Here is a 15,763-nt window from a genome sequence, read left to right on the forward strand (position 1 = left end):
GCTCCTTGAAACCCCGGCTACGCCCCGCCGGGGTGAAGCAGGGGTTTCGCGAAGCATGCTTCGCGCCTGCGGAACGGTGCTGGCATGCAGGCCAGCATTCCTTTCTGACCCCAGCCCTTCGCTGTTGGGGTGAACGCATGCGCTTTCAATGTGTCGGGTAACGCTACCGCTGTGCCGTCTCCAGATACGTCCAGGTATACGGATTGCGCCTCGGATCGTCGATGAACAGCCAGAGGCTGCACAGCAGGGGATCCGTGCCGCTGCTGCGCGCCTGCTGCAAGGCTTCGGCGATGCGGTGCGGCTGGCCGGGCCACAGGGCGCCGTGGTCGCGCACGAAGGCGCGGATCCGCTGCTTGAATGCCGCTTCGTCGTCGTGCACCTCGCGGGGCCAGCACATCCATGGCGCGCCCCGCAGCAGGGCCGAGAAGAAGGCCGCGCGGTTGCGCCCGAGATCGTCCGGTGCCGGACCGGGGAAGGGAATCCCCACGATGTGGCCTTGCGGCGGATCGCCCAGCCAGCCGATGTCCAGCTGGGGCGTGTTCGCGGTGCACCGCTCGATATGGTCCGCCTGCTGCATCCAGGTGCCGGGCTGGAAGCGGGCAGCACCTTTCATGCGGTCGTGCCAGCGCAGGATGAAGATGCTCTGCGCCTCCAGCCAGGTGCACGTGCCCAGTTCGCTGTCCGTCATTTCGAACAGTGCGCGCGGGCTGCACAGCAGGTCGTTCGGCGCCAGCAATTCCACCACCAGCTTGCTTTCGGGATGGCGCACCTTGGCGACCTGGATGAGTTCGTTGACCTGCTCGACCAGCGTGCCGGCGGACGGCGCGACGTGCCAGCCGGTATCCATGTCGTGGTCGAGGTAAAGCCACGAACCCACGATGGACAGGGCGCGCGATGCGCCGTCGTGATGCAGGCCGATCAGCAGGAACACCCGGCTGTCGGCGCGCGGCAGGTGCGCCACGGCGCGCGTCCAGCGGCCGGCAAGCGGGGGCAGCGCACGCGCCGCCTGTTCGAAGCCGGCGGCGATGCCCTTGCCGGAGCGCCTGGCACGCCGTGCCGCCAGGGCCAGCAGGCGGATGCACGAATCGAGGCCCCGCTGCGGTTTTGCCTGGTCGAGCAGGGTGCACAAGAGCGCGGGAAAACTGTCTGGCGGCGGGGTGGCCGGCAGGTTGTCCAGCGCCACGACCTGGTCGCGCAAGTCTTGCCACTCGCGCCACGACAGGCCGATGCCCTGGCAGACCTCCTCGATCTCGCGTGCCAGCTTCAGCCGGCCCCATGCGTCGGACAGCAGTTGCCCGCGCAGCTGTACTTCGTCGTCGGCAGCGCCGGCCAGGAGCTCCAGCATCGGTTCCATGCCGCCGTCCCGCAAGGCGCCGCACAGTACATGGTCGGGAAGGTAGCCTGCCGCTGCCACGCGCAGCTGCTCGAATTCGCCCGCGCTGCAGCGCGCCGCGGCGGCATGGCGCGCCGTCGCCGCGTCATCCGCCCCGCCCTTGCTCGACCAGTCGGTGCCGGAGCCGGTGGTCCAGTGCAGCGGGAACGCGCGCGTCGACAGCTGCAGTGCGTCGAAGCGGCGCCCCAGTTCGGCGAACAGTTCGGCGGGCGGTGGCGGAAACGCCCGTTCGCCATCGCTCAGCGCGGCAACGACCGTGCGTGAGAAGCCGGTGGTTTGCGTGTCGGCACTCGCCACCTGCGCCGCGGCGGCGGAAAAATAGAAATACTGCTCCGTATCGCAATCGCCCGAGCCGCCCAGCGACAGCACGGCGGGATCCGGCACCACCTGGGCGCAGGCATCGAAAAACCCCATCTGGGTGCGCGGATAGGCGTCGCCGCGTAAATGCGTGAGGAGCGAATCGACATCGATGGCGCGCAGGTCGGCGATCCGCGAATCGGCGCACAGCAGCAGGCGCCGGCCGCGCGCCATCACGCCATGGCTGATCCAGTACACCAGCAGGGTACCTTCGCCCCGCAGGGCGGACAGGGCATCCTGCAGCGCCTGCTGGCTGGCGCCGGTGCGCAGGACCCGCTCCGGTACTTGCGCGAGCAGTTGGCGGTATTGCGCGGTGTCCGGCAGGGAACTGCTCAGGACCACGCAGGCGTCCGGGTCGCGTTGTGCGATGGTGGTGGCCAGCTCCACGGCCAGCTTCCCGATCGGTTCGCCGATGTCGATCGACGCGCCGTCGCCCGCGGCAGGCGCGTAGCTTTCGATGGCAACGATCCAGGCGAACGTGGTCATGCGGTGGTCTCCCTTGCCCGGCGGTGATTGATGCCGCGTGGATTCAGCCTACCCCAAGTGCAAGCTCTGGGGGGCAGTCCACCCCAAGTGCAAACCCAGGGGTCAGACCCGGTGGGTCTGACCCCAGCCTTTCGCTGTTGTGGTGAATGCATGCGCTCCCAACGCTCATGTATTCAGCGCTGCACCGGCAAAGCGTCGGCAATCCATCGATGCTTCATGGCAGGAACCGGTCGATCTCCGGCCACACTTCCGCATCGTTCCGCCAGTATGCGCCGTGCGACTCCGGAAAGGGCTGCCCGTTATCGACCACCACGTCGCGCGCGATGCCGGGGAACAGTTCGCGGCCCGCATAGGACAGGAAATCGCGCGGGTCGTAGAAGTTCAGCCAGCGGCGCGGGAAGAACTCGGGCAGGCCGGCGCCGAACGGGCGCGAGGCCAGCGCGTCGATTTCATAGAAGTAGGGCGCCTGCGAGCCGACCGTCACGAGCGCCTCGATCTGGCGCGCGCCGCTGGCGAGCCAGTCGACGGCGGCAATGCCGCCGAGGCTGTGGGCCAGGATCACGTTGGCGCCGCTCCTGGCGGCCTGGTCGCCGATGAAGTTGCGCAGCACTTCGCCGCGCGCCTGGTAGCGCAGGATGTCGCCCAGCGCGGCGCCGGTCCGGTCGTTCAGCGCGGTACGGCGCGGCAGGGCAAAATCGGTGAGCTTGCCGAGGAACCAGTCGCGCACGCCGAGCGCGGCGCCGCCCAGCGCCGCCTGCAACGCGAGCACCAGTTCGTCGCGCTGGGCGCCCGTGATGCCGGGCTCGCCGGCTCGCCGGAGCCAGCCGAGGAACGCGGCCACGACCGCCCGCGACACCGGTGCCGACAGTTGCGCGCGCGTGCCGCCGAGAAGCCGGATCGTGCCGGCCCACGTGGGATCGGCGACCAGCGCGCCGATGAATGCCGGCCATGGCGCCGCCAGCCCCCAGGTGGACAGCAATGCCAGCGCGGCCGGTGCTTCGGCGGCATCCGCGAGCAGTTGCCAGACCACGGGGCCCTGGGGCGGCCCGAGCGGCGCGGCCAGGTCGGTGACGCGCAATTCGAGCAGCGGATCTTCGCTGAGCAGTGTCCAGCGTGCCATCGCGGCGGCCTCGACCGCCCCTGCGGCGGCGCCGCTGCTGTAGCCGGGAATCGAGCACCCGTGTGCGTTCAGGCGCGCGCCGAACGCATCGCCCCAGTTGCAGCCGACCACTTCGTAGCGGGGCAGGTGTTGCCGGACCTTCGCGGCAATCAGCGACAGCGTCCGGTCGAAACTGGCGCCGCGCACGCCGGTTCCATGGACGAAAAGAATCTTCCTGGTCATCGCATTGTTCCTGGTCGTATGCTGCGATCGCGAAAACCCCGTGGCGACGTCACGGCACGCATTTCGCCGAGAACCCGTGGCGACGTCACGGCACGCATTTCGCCGAAACCCCGTGGCGACGTCACGGCACGCATTTCGCCGAGAACCCGTGGCGACGTCACGGCACGCATTTCGCCGAAACCCCGTGGCGACGGGCACGGCAACGCTTCAGGAGCGGGCTTCCTGTCTTTGCACTATGACAGTCCAGATGCCAGGTTGGCAACCTCGACGGCACGCCGGACGGAGATCGTTGCCGATCCGCGACTCAGCAGTAACCTCAGCAGTAACCTCAGCAGTAACACATGCGGGCACGCCCCATGCGCTCCGGTCGACTCAGTCCAGGTAATCGGCGTACTCGCGCTGCGCATAGCCCTTCAGCTTCTGCCATGGCAGTTCGCGCGTGACGCCCGCAGCCACTTTCAGCTCGGTGCGGGTGTAGAAGGTGCCGGCCTTGTCGCCGCTCTCGATCACCAGCGGGACCTGCCGCCTGTCGTCCCACAGCACGCGCTCGTACAGGCCGCCCCGCTCGCGCTCGCGCCAGCGCGCGCCGGGCACGGGGGAAGGGCGCTGGGATGGCGCCATCGCCCGCAGGCCCTGCGTATCGAGCAGGTGATAGGCGTGATCCCATGAGCCGTCGAAGCCCACGTTGTCGAATTCGCCCGGCGGAATGGCGATCACTTCCTTCGCGTGCGCATCCACGTAGGCCATGCGCAGCTTGCCGTCTTCCATGGCCACGTGGCGCGGCAGCGTTACGGGATTGAAATGCTTGTGGCCGACACTCTGGCGCGCCGCCACCTTGCTTGCCGCCACCTTCTGCGCCTTGCCCTGTGCGGGCGGATGGCCGCCCTCGTGGGCGTGTTCCTGTTCATGGCCGTGCCCGTGGCCGTGCGAGGTACCGGGCAGCACGCGCGCGGTCCACACGTGGCCGGCGCGGCGCAGCATGGTTTCCTCGTATCGCGCTTCGCGCGTCACTCCTTCCGCGGTGACGACCTTGCTGTAGCGGGTGATGTGCAGGTCGAGGTCCGCGCCGGCATGGGCGCCGCCGGCCATGGCGAGGGCGCCGGCCAGCAAAAGAATCGATTTCATCGGATGGTTCTCCGGGATACACCGCCATGCAAGGCGGGGTGATTGACGCGGTCTTGTGAATGACTCTTGTGAACGGCGGGAAGCGGGCCAGGCCCGCCTCCCAGCCGTGGCGATCCTACAGGCCGGAAGCGCTCCGGAGCAGGCTGAACACCCTGGTATTGTCCAGCGTGCCCTTGAACGCCTTCGCGCCGGCGCCGGTGGCGAACAGCTTGACGTCGCCGCCGCCGTGCGTTTCGCTGGACAGCCGCACGCCCGTCTCCTGCAGGTAGTTGTCGGCCAGCACGGTGGCGCTGTCCAGGCTGGTGCGCAGGTTGGGGCGGTTCGGGCCATTGCCGAATACCAGCGTGGTGTAGGTGTTGCCGTCGGCATCGCGGCCCGGCTGGTTGTCGCGGTAGCCGCGGTTGATGTCCAGGATCGGATTGCCCCGTTTGGCATAACCGTTGATCGCCAGCGTGTGATCGTGGTCGGCGGTGACGACGATCAGCGTATTGGCCAGCGTGGGGTCGTTCTGCTTCGCCTTGGCCAGGGCGGCCTTGATGGCATCGTCGAAGGCGATCGTGTCAGTCAGCGCGCGCTTCGCGTTGGTGCCGTGCAGCGCGTGGTCGATGCGGCCGCCTTCCACCATCAGGAAGTAGCCGTTGGTGTTCGACGCCAGCAGGTCCATCGCCTTGACGGTCATCTCGGCCAGGCTGGGCTGGCTGGCGCCTTCGCCCAGCGGCGGCGTGGCCGTGCGGTCCAGTTCATATTCGAGGTGGCTGCGGCTGCTGTACAGGCCGATGAACTTCTTGCCCGGGGCGGCAGCGTTCATCTCGGCCTTGCTGCCCGCCACCGTGTAGCCCTTGGCCGCCAGTTCGGCCAGCAGGTTGCGGCCATCGGCGCGTCCCGCGGCGTTGCTGCCGGCCGCGAACGGCGTGAAGTGGTTGCGGCCGCCGCCCATCAGCACGTCCACGCCATCGCCCAGCGCCGGGTTGAAACCGGCGCCGCCCGGCACCAGCTGGGCCGCGATCGCATACTGGGCGTTGCGGTTGCAGATGTGCGACCAGGCGGTGGCCGGGGTGGCGTGCGTCAGTTCCGTGGTGGTCACCGTGCCCACAGCCTTGCCCTTGGCCTTGGCCAGTTCCAGGATCGTCACGGCCGGCGTGCCGTTGCCCGCGGCGCAGTTGTTGACGCCCAGGTTGCCGTTGGCATCGCGGCCCGGATTGGTGGCCACCGTGTCCGGCGACATCGAAATGACCTCGTTGTTCATCTTCACGCCGGTCATGTAGGCGGCCATCGAGGGCGCGCTGTCGGTAGTCTGCGCGTCGTTGGAGAACGTCTTGATGCGCGCGGTGCGCTCCAGCGTATCCATCGTCAGGCTGCCGTCCTCGCCGTATTTGAAGATGCGCGCGGCGGTGATGGTGGACGGGCCCATGCCGTCGCCCAGGAAGAAGATGATGTTTTTCGCTTCGCCGGCGGCGTGGGCGGCGGTGAACGAAAGTGCCAGCGCAGTGCTCAGCAAGGTACGGGCCAGCAATGCAGGTGTTAGCAAACTATGGTTCAGCAGGGTGCGTTTCATGTGTTCGATTCCGTATCGGATTGTTCGTGGTTACAGGCCGGCCGCGTTCTTCACCAGGCTGAACACTTTGGTGTTGTCGATGGTGCCCGAGAATGTGTCCGCGCCCTTGCCGATGGCGCCCAGGAACACGTCGGTGCCGCCATGCGTTTCGCTGCCCACGCCCATGCGCACGGCCGCTTCCTGGTGGTACGTGTTGGCGCTGGTGGCGTTGTCGTCCAGTCCGGCCTGGCCGGCGCGGCTGGCCTGCACGCGGTGCTCGCCGTTGCCGAAGCCGATGATCGAATACGGCGCGCCATCCAGGTCCCGGTCCACTTCGCCCGTGACGTAGTTCTTCACCACGCCCAGCACGCCGGCATTGCCGGCCGCGCTCTTGCCGGTGCGTTTCGCATAGCCGTTCAGCACCAGCGTGTGGTCATGGTCGGCCGTGACGACGATCAGCGTGTTCTTCAGTTCCGGGTCGCTGGCCTTTGCTTTCGCAATGGCCGCCTTGATGGCGTTGTCGAAGGCCACCGTGTCCTGCAGCGCCTTCTTGGCCGTGGTTTCATGCAGCGCGTGGTCGATGCGGCCGGCTTCCACCATCAGGAAGTAACCCTTGCCGTTGCGGGCCAGCACATCCATCGCCTTGGTCGTCATGTCGGCCAGGCTCGGTTCCTTCGCCGGGTCGCGGTCCAGGTCGTAGCTCATGTGGCTGGACGTGAACAGTGCCAGCAGCTTGTCGGTCTTCGTGCCGTCGATCGCGCTGAACTCGGCGGCATTGCCGGCCACCGCGTAGTTCTTCGCCTTCAGCTCGGCGACCAGGTCGCGGCCGTCGGCGCGCCGGCCGCCATCCTTGACGGGCTTGAAGAATTGGCTGCCGCCGCCCATGATCACATCCAGGCCAGTGCTGCCCAGCGCGCTGTTGTAGCCCGTGGCGCCCGGCACGAGAGCCGCGGCGATGTCGTTTTCCAGGTCGCGGTGGCAGATGTGGCTGTAGGTCGCCGCCGGCGTGGCATGCGTGACGCGGGCGGTGGACACCACGCCGGTGCCCAGGCCCTGCGCCTTGGCCAGTTCCAGCAGCGTGGTGGCCGGCGTACCGTTGCCGGTGCCGCAGTTGTTGCCCAGCCTGTTGCCGGCCGCATCGATGACGGGATCGACGGCCTTCGTGTTCTGCGACATGGAGATGACTTCATTGTTCATCTTCACGCCGGTCATGTAGGCCGCCATCGACGGCGCGCTGTCGGTCACCTGCGCATCGTTCGAGAAGGTCTTCACGAAGGCCGTTTCCGGCAGCGTGTCCATGGTCAGCTCGCCGTCCTCGCCGACCGCGTAGATGCGCGCTGCGGTCATCGTTGTCATGCCCATGCCGTCGCCGAGGAAGAAGATCACGTTCTTCGGCTGCGGCACGTCGATGCCCGGCGTGGGTGTCGGTGTCGGGGTGGCGGCGGCGTTGTCGCTGTCGCTGCCGCAGGCGGCCAGCAGTGCGGTGGTCAATCCGGCGATCAAGAGGGACTTGCGGTTCATGGGATGGGTGGGCGGTTGTAAAAAACGCCACTTTAACCATGCAAGATGACCGCGTGATGACGGTACTGCCCGCGCTGGCGGGCCCACCGGCGCGCCTTACCGATGGAGGGAAGGCTGGGCCGCGCCGGGCGGCGCATCCTTCAGGAACGTCTGCCCGTTGACCAGCCAGGCCACGCCGAACGCGGCCACCGCACACGTTTCCGGCCAGAACACGGACTGGCCTTCCAGCGCCAGGCCCATGAAGGCGATCGCCCCGAACGACAGCAGCATGACGGCGCCGCACACCTTGTACACCGCCTTGCGTCGCAGCGCCTGGAGATTGTCCGGCGGTGTCGCGGCGCCGAAGCGGAAGAACACCAGGTAGAACGACAGGGCCGCGAAGGTGATCGCGAACAGCAGGTGGTAGCCGAGGATGCCGTGGTTCGAGTAATGCGCCTGGGTGCCCAGGTCGGGATAGCGGGCCAGCAATTCCGCGGCATACGTGGGATCCATCGGGAACAGCGCCGCGCCGATCGCCGCCAGGCCGGCCACCGTGGCGACGATATTGTCGAGCAGCCGCGGTGTGCGGTAGCACGCCAGCAGGGCGCCGGTCAGCACGGTCGCGCCGACGAAGATGTCGCGCATGCTGGTGTAGTAGTAGGCGCTGATCGAATCGGTGGTGCGGATGCCCTCCAGCAGCAGGCCGCCGCCACGCACCGCCAGCGGCATCAGCAGGCCCACCCAGCCGATCGTGTTGCGCAATGCCAGGTAGGAAACGATATAGTGTCTTTCGACCGAATGGTCTTTCTCAACCGAATGCATGGTGTTCTCCGCGATGCTGTCGCCGCCGGTACCTGGATCGTAGGTAACGTGCATTGTAGGCAGCGTACATTCCAGGCAGTGTGACAGAGTGTGCATTTTTTTTGATTCCTGCGGTGCTACGCTTGCGCCGGTGCCGGGCATCCGCCGGGCAATACGGGAAAGGACCGCCATGGGTGCGCCAAGCGTGTTTCAGCAACTCTTCTATCTGATCTTCTTCATATTCTGGTTCGGCGTGGTCGCCGTGCCGGTGTGGCGCATCGTGGCCAAGGCGGGCTACCCGGGCGTGCTATCGCTGCTGATATGGATTCCCGTGGTGAACATCGTGCTCCTGTGGGTGTTCGCCTTCATGAAGTGGCCGAACGAGCGCAAGGTGCCGCTGGAATATGGCGGGGTCCCGGCCGGAAAATCGTCCGATTGATCGGTTGGCGGGCCGCGTTCACTTGCTTTCACCTTACTATGCAGGTTTGTCATCGAGGAAGGCACAGGCCATGCTGAAATCCATCGCGGGCGCGCTTGCCCTAGCCATCGTCGCCATCGCACCGGCGCGCGCCGAACCGGCCCGGCCGGTGAAGATCCTGATCGTCAGCGGCGGCTGCTGCCATGACTATCCGCAGCAGCGCAAGCTGCTGGAAGAGGGCTTGAAGAAGCGCATGGCGGCGGAGGTCAGCCACCTGTATCACGATCCGAAGCCGGGCGAGCAGGCGACCCGCCCCGCGCTGCCGGTTTACGGCAACCCGCGCTACGCGGACGGTTTCGACGTGGTGATCCACAACGAATGCGCCGCCGACGAAGACAGCGCCGCCGCGCTGGACGCCGTGCTGGCGCCGCACCGCGCGGGCAAGCCGGCCGTGAACCTGCACTGCGCGATGCACTCGTTCCGCTCCGGCGAGTGGCGCAATCCGGTAACGGCGGGCGCCGCCAACGCGCGCTGGTTCGAGTTCACCGGCATCCAGTCCAGCGGCCATGGTCCGCAATCTCCGATCCGGCTGACGGTGGCGGAAACCGGCCACCCGGTCGCCACCGGCTTCCAGCCCTACACCACCGCCAGCGATGAGCTGTACAACAACCTGGCCACGTTCGGCGTGACACCGGTGTTGTATGGCGTGCAGCCCGACTCGCCGGTCGCGGCGGACCGGGACAAACGGTTTACGGTGGCCTGGACCCATCATTACGGCCCTCGCCGCGCCCGCGTGTTCAGCACCACGCTGGCCCACAACGAAGCCGTGATGGCCGATTCCCGCTACCTCGACCTGGTCGCCCGGGGCGTGCTGTGGGCGGTGGGGCGGCTGTAGGCGTGGAGCAGTTGGTTTCGGATGCGTGCGCCCCAACGCCGAACAGTGGGCTCAGGCCCCCATGCCGTTGAGTTAGCGATACCCGGCACATCGAGAGCGCATGCATTTACCCCAGCAGCGAAGGGCCGGGGTCTGACCCGTCGGGTCAGACCCCTGACTCTGCACTTGGGGTTGATTTACTTTGACGGCGTGCTATCACCTACTTAGTTCCTGCCAGCAACTCCCCAGCCATCGCCGCAATGCCTGCAGCCGCAGGCAATCCTCCCCACGAAGTTCGCACAATCTCCCGCCCGATCCCCGCTGGCCGTTGTGGAAACGCTACCACTATCCCATGAAATCGCTTTCAAAAAAATTGACTCTCCGCTACCATTCCCGACAGTACGTAATTACATAACAAATAACGACTGGAGACCCATGAACACCACCGAAGTGTTTTTGCTGGCGATGCTGATGATTTTCGTCGTGCCATTCCTGATCTGGCGCGTCGGCCGTACCGATTATTTTGCCCCGCTGGCGATCGTGCAGATCATCATGGGCGTCGTGCTGGGCCCCGGCGTACTGGGCGCCGTGCTGCCCGAATACCACGCCTTCGTCTTCAATCCCGACGTCGTCAAGACGCTGAACGGCATCGCCCTGTGGGGCGTGATGCTGTTCGTGATGCTGGCCGGCATCGAGCTGGACCTGAAGAAGGTGTGGCAATACCGCCGCGAAAGCGCCACCGCGGCCGGCCTGTCGCTGGGCGTGCCCCTGCTGTGCGGCTGTGGCGCCGCGCTGCTGCTGCTTGCCTATCCCGGCTGGATCGGCCCGAAGGCCGCGACCTGGCAATTCCTGCTCGGTACCGGCATGGCCTGCGCCGTAACCGCGCTGCCGGTGCTGGTGCTGCTGATGGAAAAGCTCGATATCCTGCGCCAGCCAATGGGCCAGCGCATCCTGCGCTATGCCAGCCTGGACGACGTGGCCATCTGGGGCGTGCTGGCGGTGATCATGCTCGACTGGGAACGCATGGGCCGCCAGGTCGGCTTCCTGCTGGCCTTCACGGTGCTGACGATGCTGTACCGCCGCCTGATGGTGCGCCTGCGGCGGAGCGACCGCTGGTACGTGGCGCTGATCTGGCTGGTGGCCTGCGGCTTCGGCGCCGACTGGGCCGGCCTGCACTTCATGGTCGGCGCCTTCCTGGCCGGCGTGGTCATGGATGCCGACTGGTTCGGCCAGGAAGAACTCGACAACCTGTTCAAGAACGTGCTGCTGGTGATGATGCCGGTGTTCTTCCTCAGCACGGGCCTGAAGACCAAATGGGACCTGGGCGGCTACGCGGTGTTCTTCGGCGCCGGCCTGCTGCTGTTCGCATCGGTCGGCGGCAAGCTGGCTGGCGCGCACCTGGCAGGCAGGGCGCTGAAGTGGAAGAGCGGCGAAGCGTCGATCATCGGCTGGCTGCTGCAGACCAAGGGCCTGATCGAGATCATCTTCGCCAACATCCTGCTCGACAAGGGCATCATCACCAGCGAAACGTTCACCGCGCTGCTGCTGATGGCGGTGGGCAGCACGATGCTGACGATCCCCGTGGTGCACCCGAAACTGAACCGGGCGGCCAACCGCAGCCTGGCCGGCCAGGCCAGCTCATAGGAGAACGCCATGGCACGCAACGGACTCACGAAACACCAGGTCAAGGCGATCCGGGACCAGCTGCTGGCGGCGGGCCGCTATCCGTCGGCCGACGCGGTGCGGCAGGCGCTGGGCGATACCGGCTCGAAGTCGACCATCCACAAGTACCTGAAGGAGCTGGCCGCCGAAGACCCGGACAGCGCCGCGCGGCGCGACGAGACCGAACACGCCTTGCTGGCGCTGGTGGCGCAGCTGGCGGACCGGCTGCATGCCGATGCCGAGGGCAGCGTGCAGGCGCTGCTGGCCGAGCGCGAGCGGGCCTTGCGCCGGAAGGACGAGGAACTGGCCGAATTGCGCCGCACGGTGGCCGCGCTGTCGGCCCGCGTGGCGACACTGGAAGGGCAGGGCACTGCGGGCGCGGATGGAGCTGTGCCCCGCGAACGGCCCGCGCCGCGCAGCGGGCGGATCGAAGGCTTCGGCGATTTCGGTACCCTGCTGTCGAACTCGCGCTGCGGCCACCGCGACAGTTCGCCGTTCAGCATCCTGCTGGCCGGCGGCCGTTCCGAGGTCATCGCCGACGGCACCTGGCCGCAAGGGCCGCAGCCGGAGTAGGCCGGCGGCCGGCGGCCGGCGGACTGGTGGCGTGACAGTGTGCGTATTTTGCAGCCCCGCCGGGCTGTTATGCTGGCCGCTCGCCAGGCGGGAACGCCACCGATCCACTGTTTCGTCCCGGGAGTAGCGTGAACATTTCCTCAGTGACCGCCAGCATCGCCGCCTTGTTCCGCCAGCGTGAAGACACCGCGGAAGCCGGCTTCCCCGAGTACCCGGGCACGATGCGCGACCCGCAGGGCAATGCGCAGCGCTACGGCGAATACCTTCATCTCCTGCTGGAGCGCCGGCGCACGCTGGCGGCCGACCTGAGGCCGCACAAGGTCGGGCACAAGCCCGAATCCCGGCTGCGCACGCTGAACATGCGCCTCTACGACGATCCGCACTACCTGGTCTACCTGCATGCCGCCGGCGCCGGTATCGCCGAGCTGGAGGCGGAAGCCGCGCGGTGCATGGCCAGCCTGGACGAGGATTCGCGCTATGTCCGCGAGCACGGCGGCGAGGAATGGCGCGGCGTCCATGCGCTGGCCGGCCACGACCGGGTCGCCTTCGGCTTCGCGGCGATCGCGCTGCTGCTGGTCGCCGATGGCGGGCTCGTGAAGACGTTCCACCGGCTGGTCTCGCCGCAGTACGACAGCCGGAACCAGTTGCTCGACGTGCTGGTCAAGGCATTCGACCCGGCCCAGCCGGTCGGCGCGACTTATGCATGGCATGGCGCTTCCAGGCCGTGGACCGAGCCGCTGCTGCGCGCGCTGGCGCTGCCTGCGCAGGAGCGCCCTGCCGCGCTGGCGGCATACATGGAAAAATGGACGCGCCTGATGCGTCCGCACGGCTGGAAGCCGGACCTGGACACGGCCGCCGGCAAGGATCCGCTGTTCAGCGATTTCGCCTTCGAGGTGGCCCTCGCGGTATGCGGCTGGGACATCGACGACAGCGCCTTCGCCGGCCACCCCTACTATCCGCGCGAGCTGGTGCGGCACTACCGGTCCACCCTCCGGCATGGCCGCGATGCGTGGCGGGCCGCCGGCGCTGGCGCGGGCGTGGCGATCCATGCGCCGCCGTTGCCGGTGCGCTCCAGCCTGGCCGCCAGCGGGCGCACCGGGCTGGCCCGCTGGATCGAACTGGCCAGCGACGGCGACCAGCAGGCGACCGACGCCGCGCTGGCGATGATCGAGGGGGCCGATCCGGTCGACCTCCACGAATTGGTGGAAGCACTGGAGGAGGCCCGCCTCGGCATCGCAGCGGACCTGAAGGACGATGACAGCGTGGCGGCGCAAATCCACATGCTGGGCGAGGCCCGCGCGCTGGACGACTTCACCGAACCGGACGGGCCGCCCGCCGGCATCGACCGCTGCATGGCCCTGCTGTGCACCTGGAACGACTGGCTGGCGGAACGCGCGTACCGGCTGGTGCCGATCGACCTGGGCGACGATGCCTGGCATGCCGTGGTGGTGCGGCGGGAATGCCTGGAAGAGCTGCGGAACCTGAGCGGGAGCCTCGGCATTCCGCTGGCGCGGCCGGCCGAGCTGTACCACCTGGAATAAGGGATCGCGCGGCATGAGGGATCGCTCGGCATGAGGGATCGTGCGGCATGAGGGATCGTGCGGCGCATCGCCGCGCGTGTCAACGCCGGTCGTTCTCCCCCTTCGGCGGCTGCGCCAGCACCCACATGAAATACAGCGCCTTGGCCGCCTTCGCCCGCGTGACCACGATGCGCGGTTCCAGCAGCCGTCCGTTGACCATGCGCCCGCGCGCGATGCCCGCCTCGGAGCGGATCAGGCCCAGTTCGTACGCATCGCGCACCTTGTCGGCGAGCGCCGGCGCGACGGCCGCCGTGTCCTGCAGCTGCGCCCAGCGCACCAGCGGGTAGTACATGGCGCCCTGCGCGCCGCTGTCCAGGTTCGGATCGTAGCCGGGGCTGCCGGGCAGGATGGTCTTGCCGTTGTAGTCGGTCATGTACGCCGGCTTCGCGGTGAACTTCGCGTGATAGGCGTCGTGCAGGAGGGCGCCCATCGTTTCGCGCGTCAGCGGGCCGTCCGCATGGCCAGCCAGCGACGTGGCCGGCAAGCCCATCGCCTTCTTCAGGGCGTCGATGAATTCGCCGGTGCGCATCGGCGCCTGCGGGCGGAAATTGCCCTGCGCATCCTTGTGCAGCACGCCCAGTTGCAGCAGCTTCTCGATCTGGTTGCGGTAATACGCGCCTTCGCCACGGACGATGTCGCCGGCGATCTCGGGGTAGATGGCGGACCAGTCGCCGGCGGCCACCGCGCGGCGCACGCCGCCTTCCAGGCTGGCGACGATGCCGGCCGCCACCGGGTCGCCCGCCGCGGCCAGGCGCGCCAGTTCCGTCACCACCAGCCGGGCGTACTGTTTCGACAGCGCTTCCTTGTAGTGCGTGCCGTCGATCTTGTTGGCCGGGTGGCCGTTGGCGTAGCTGCCGTCGTTGGTCTTGCCGGGCGTCTCGCCGGCTTCGATCGACATCACCATCGCCGTGATGGCGTCGGCGCCGGCGGCGTTGTAGTACTCCACGCTGCGCGCATTCAGGTCGACGGTCGTTACGCCCAGTTCGGCGCCGAGCGCTTTCATCACCTCGGGGAAGCGGCGCTTGCCGAACGAATTCACGTACGGCTCGCCGGGGGCCTGGGCGCCGTTCACCCGCGACATCGGCGTCACGAAGACCGGCACCATGCCGCGCGCGCGGATCGCCGGCACATACACTTCGCGGATCATCTCCGCATACATCGCTTCGCTGGCGCCGCGGCCGAAGCGCTTCGTCTCGTCGGCACTCTCGTCGTTGTGGCCGAACTGGATCATCACCACGTCGCCCACGCGGCCGGCCATCAGCAGGTCGTTCAGCCGGCCTTCCGCATAGGCGTTGCGGAACGAGCGGCCGCCCATCGAGTAGTTGAGCACCTTCACTTTCGCCGGGTCGAACAGGCTGTCGAACACCTGGCCCCAGCCGCTCATCGGCGCTTCGTCGAAGGTATAGGTCTTCACGGTGGAGTCGCCCAGCGTGAACAGCACCGGCGGCGCCCCGGCGGGGCGCGGCTGCGGCGGGATCGGCGCCAGCACGATTTCGGCAACGCCGACCGGCACGCCGGCCTTCTTCGGCTCGATCTCGATGTCGATGAACCCGCGGCCGTTGACGTAGCGGTAAGACCAGTCGCGTCCCTGGGCCGTCACGCGGGTCTGGTTGGGCATCAGGCCGGCGGCATCCCAGAAGCCGGGATTGACGAGCCGGCTGGTCTGCAGGCCGGTGATCGACACGGTCGTATCGGCCGCGTCGGACGTGGTGCGCACCCGCACCGCATAAGCACCCGGCACCGCCTTGATGCGGAAGGCCATGCCGAAGTGGTTGTAGTGATCGGTGCCGGCATTGGCATCGATGGCCGGCTCGGTAATCGCGCAGCCGTCGCTGCCGCAGCGGATGCCCGCCGTGTGCACCGGGCGGGCGGGCAGGGCGCCGGTCCGGTCGACGAAGCCATGGCCGGTGGCGGCGTCGTACAGCGGCGCCTGGCCGTTCCCCTTGGCCGCCACCGCCACCGCTCCCGGGGCGGGGCGGCCGGTGAAGTCGAAGCGCAGCTCGGCCGGCTGCGGTGCAGGCAGCTCCACAGCCTGCACTGCCGGCATCGCCGCACATGCGGCGAGCGCGAAGGCGGCGGCGCGCCGGCGATGGTTGGTGGGCTTCGGCATCGTGCGGA

The 15,763-nt window shown here is 67.8% G+C and carries 12 protein-coding genes; 5 read left to right on the forward strand and 7 right to left on the reverse strand.

What is annotated here, in order from left to right; translation table 11 throughout:
- Positions 1-163: 163 nt before the first annotated feature.
- From EYF70_RS08425 to EYF70_RS08450, 6 genes are all read right to left on the reverse strand, one after another.
- On the reverse strand, positions 164-2,236 hold the full coding sequence (locus EYF70_RS08425; protein ID WP_131144996.1) for a hypothetical protein: 2,073 nt from the start codon (positions 2,234-2,236) through the stop codon (positions 164-166).
- Between the two features lie 214 nt (positions 2,237-2,450).
- The gene (locus tag EYF70_RS08430; protein ID WP_131144997.1) at positions 2,451-3,578 is read right to left on the reverse strand and encodes a lipase family protein; all 1,128 of its coding nucleotides are present in this window, start codon (positions 3,576-3,578) and stop codon (positions 2,451-2,453) included.
- A 372-nt stretch (positions 3,579-3,950) separates the two neighbouring features.
- Positions 3,951-4,703: a hypothetical protein gene (locus EYF70_RS08435; RefSeq protein WP_131144998.1), complete on the reverse strand. Its 753-nt coding sequence runs from the start codon at positions 4,701-4,703 to the stop codon at positions 3,951-3,953.
- Between the two features lie 115 nt (positions 4,704-4,818).
- The gene (locus EYF70_RS08440; RefSeq protein WP_371861731.1) at positions 4,819-6,213 is read right to left on the reverse strand and encodes an alkaline phosphatase; all 1,395 of its coding nucleotides are present in this window, start codon (positions 6,211-6,213) and stop codon (positions 4,819-4,821) included.
- Positions 6,214-6,288: 75 nt separating this feature from the next.
- Positions 6,289-7,758: an alkaline phosphatase gene (locus tag EYF70_RS08445; RefSeq protein WP_131145000.1), complete on the reverse strand. Its 1,470-nt coding sequence runs from the start codon at positions 7,756-7,758 to the stop codon at positions 6,289-6,291.
- A 96-nt stretch (positions 7,759-7,854) separates the two neighbouring features.
- The gene (locus EYF70_RS08450; protein ID WP_131145001.1) at positions 7,855-8,559 is read right to left on the reverse strand and encodes a hypothetical protein; all 705 of its coding nucleotides are present in this window, start codon (positions 8,557-8,559) and stop codon (positions 7,855-7,857) included.
- Positions 8,560-8,728: 169 nt separating this feature from the next.
- Between EYF70_RS08450 and EYF70_RS08455 the strand changes: the two genes are divergently transcribed.
- The 5 genes from EYF70_RS08455 (at position 8,729) to EYF70_RS08475 (ending at position 13,606) form a co-directional block, all read left to right on the forward strand.
- Positions 8,729-8,977 (forward strand): hypothetical protein, encoded by a 249-nt coding sequence (locus EYF70_RS08455; protein ID WP_229420757.1) that lies wholly within the window; start codon positions 8,729-8,731, stop codon positions 8,975-8,977.
- 70 nt (positions 8,978-9,047) lie between these two features.
- Positions 9,048-9,851, forward strand: coding sequence for a ThuA domain-containing protein (locus EYF70_RS08460; protein ID WP_165497593.1), 804 nt, complete (start codon positions 9,048-9,050; stop codon positions 9,849-9,851).
- Positions 9,852-10,265: 414 nt separating this feature from the next.
- Entirely contained in the window at positions 10,266-11,474 is a 1,209-nt protein-coding gene (locus tag EYF70_RS08465) for a cation:proton antiporter (protein WP_131145003.1), read from the forward strand.
- Positions 11,475-11,483: 9 nt separating this feature from the next.
- The gene (locus tag EYF70_RS08470) at positions 11,484-12,065 is read left to right on the forward strand and encodes a DNA-binding protein (RefSeq protein ID WP_131145004.1); all 582 of its coding nucleotides are present in this window, start codon (positions 11,484-11,486) and stop codon (positions 12,063-12,065) included.
- A 128-nt stretch (positions 12,066-12,193) separates the two neighbouring features.
- A complete protein-coding gene (locus EYF70_RS08475) occupies positions 12,194-13,606 on the forward strand; it encodes a DUF6630 family protein (protein ID WP_229420758.1) in 1,413 nt (470 codons plus the stop codon).
- Positions 13,607-13,685: 79 nt separating this feature from the next.
- Here EYF70_RS08475 and EYF70_RS08480 read toward each other — a convergent pair whose 3' ends face one another.
- Positions 13,686-15,755: a GDSL-type esterase/lipase family protein gene (locus EYF70_RS08480; protein ID WP_131145005.1), complete on the reverse strand. Its 2,070-nt coding sequence runs from the start codon at positions 15,753-15,755 to the stop codon at positions 13,686-13,688.
- Positions 15,756-15,763 lie beyond the last annotated feature (8 nt).

Origin of the sequence: Pseudoduganella albidiflava (assembly GCF_004322755.1) — a bacterium.
Taxonomy (GTDB): domain Bacteria; phylum Pseudomonadota; class Gammaproteobacteria; order Burkholderiales; family Burkholderiaceae_D; genus Rugamonas; species Rugamonas albidiflava.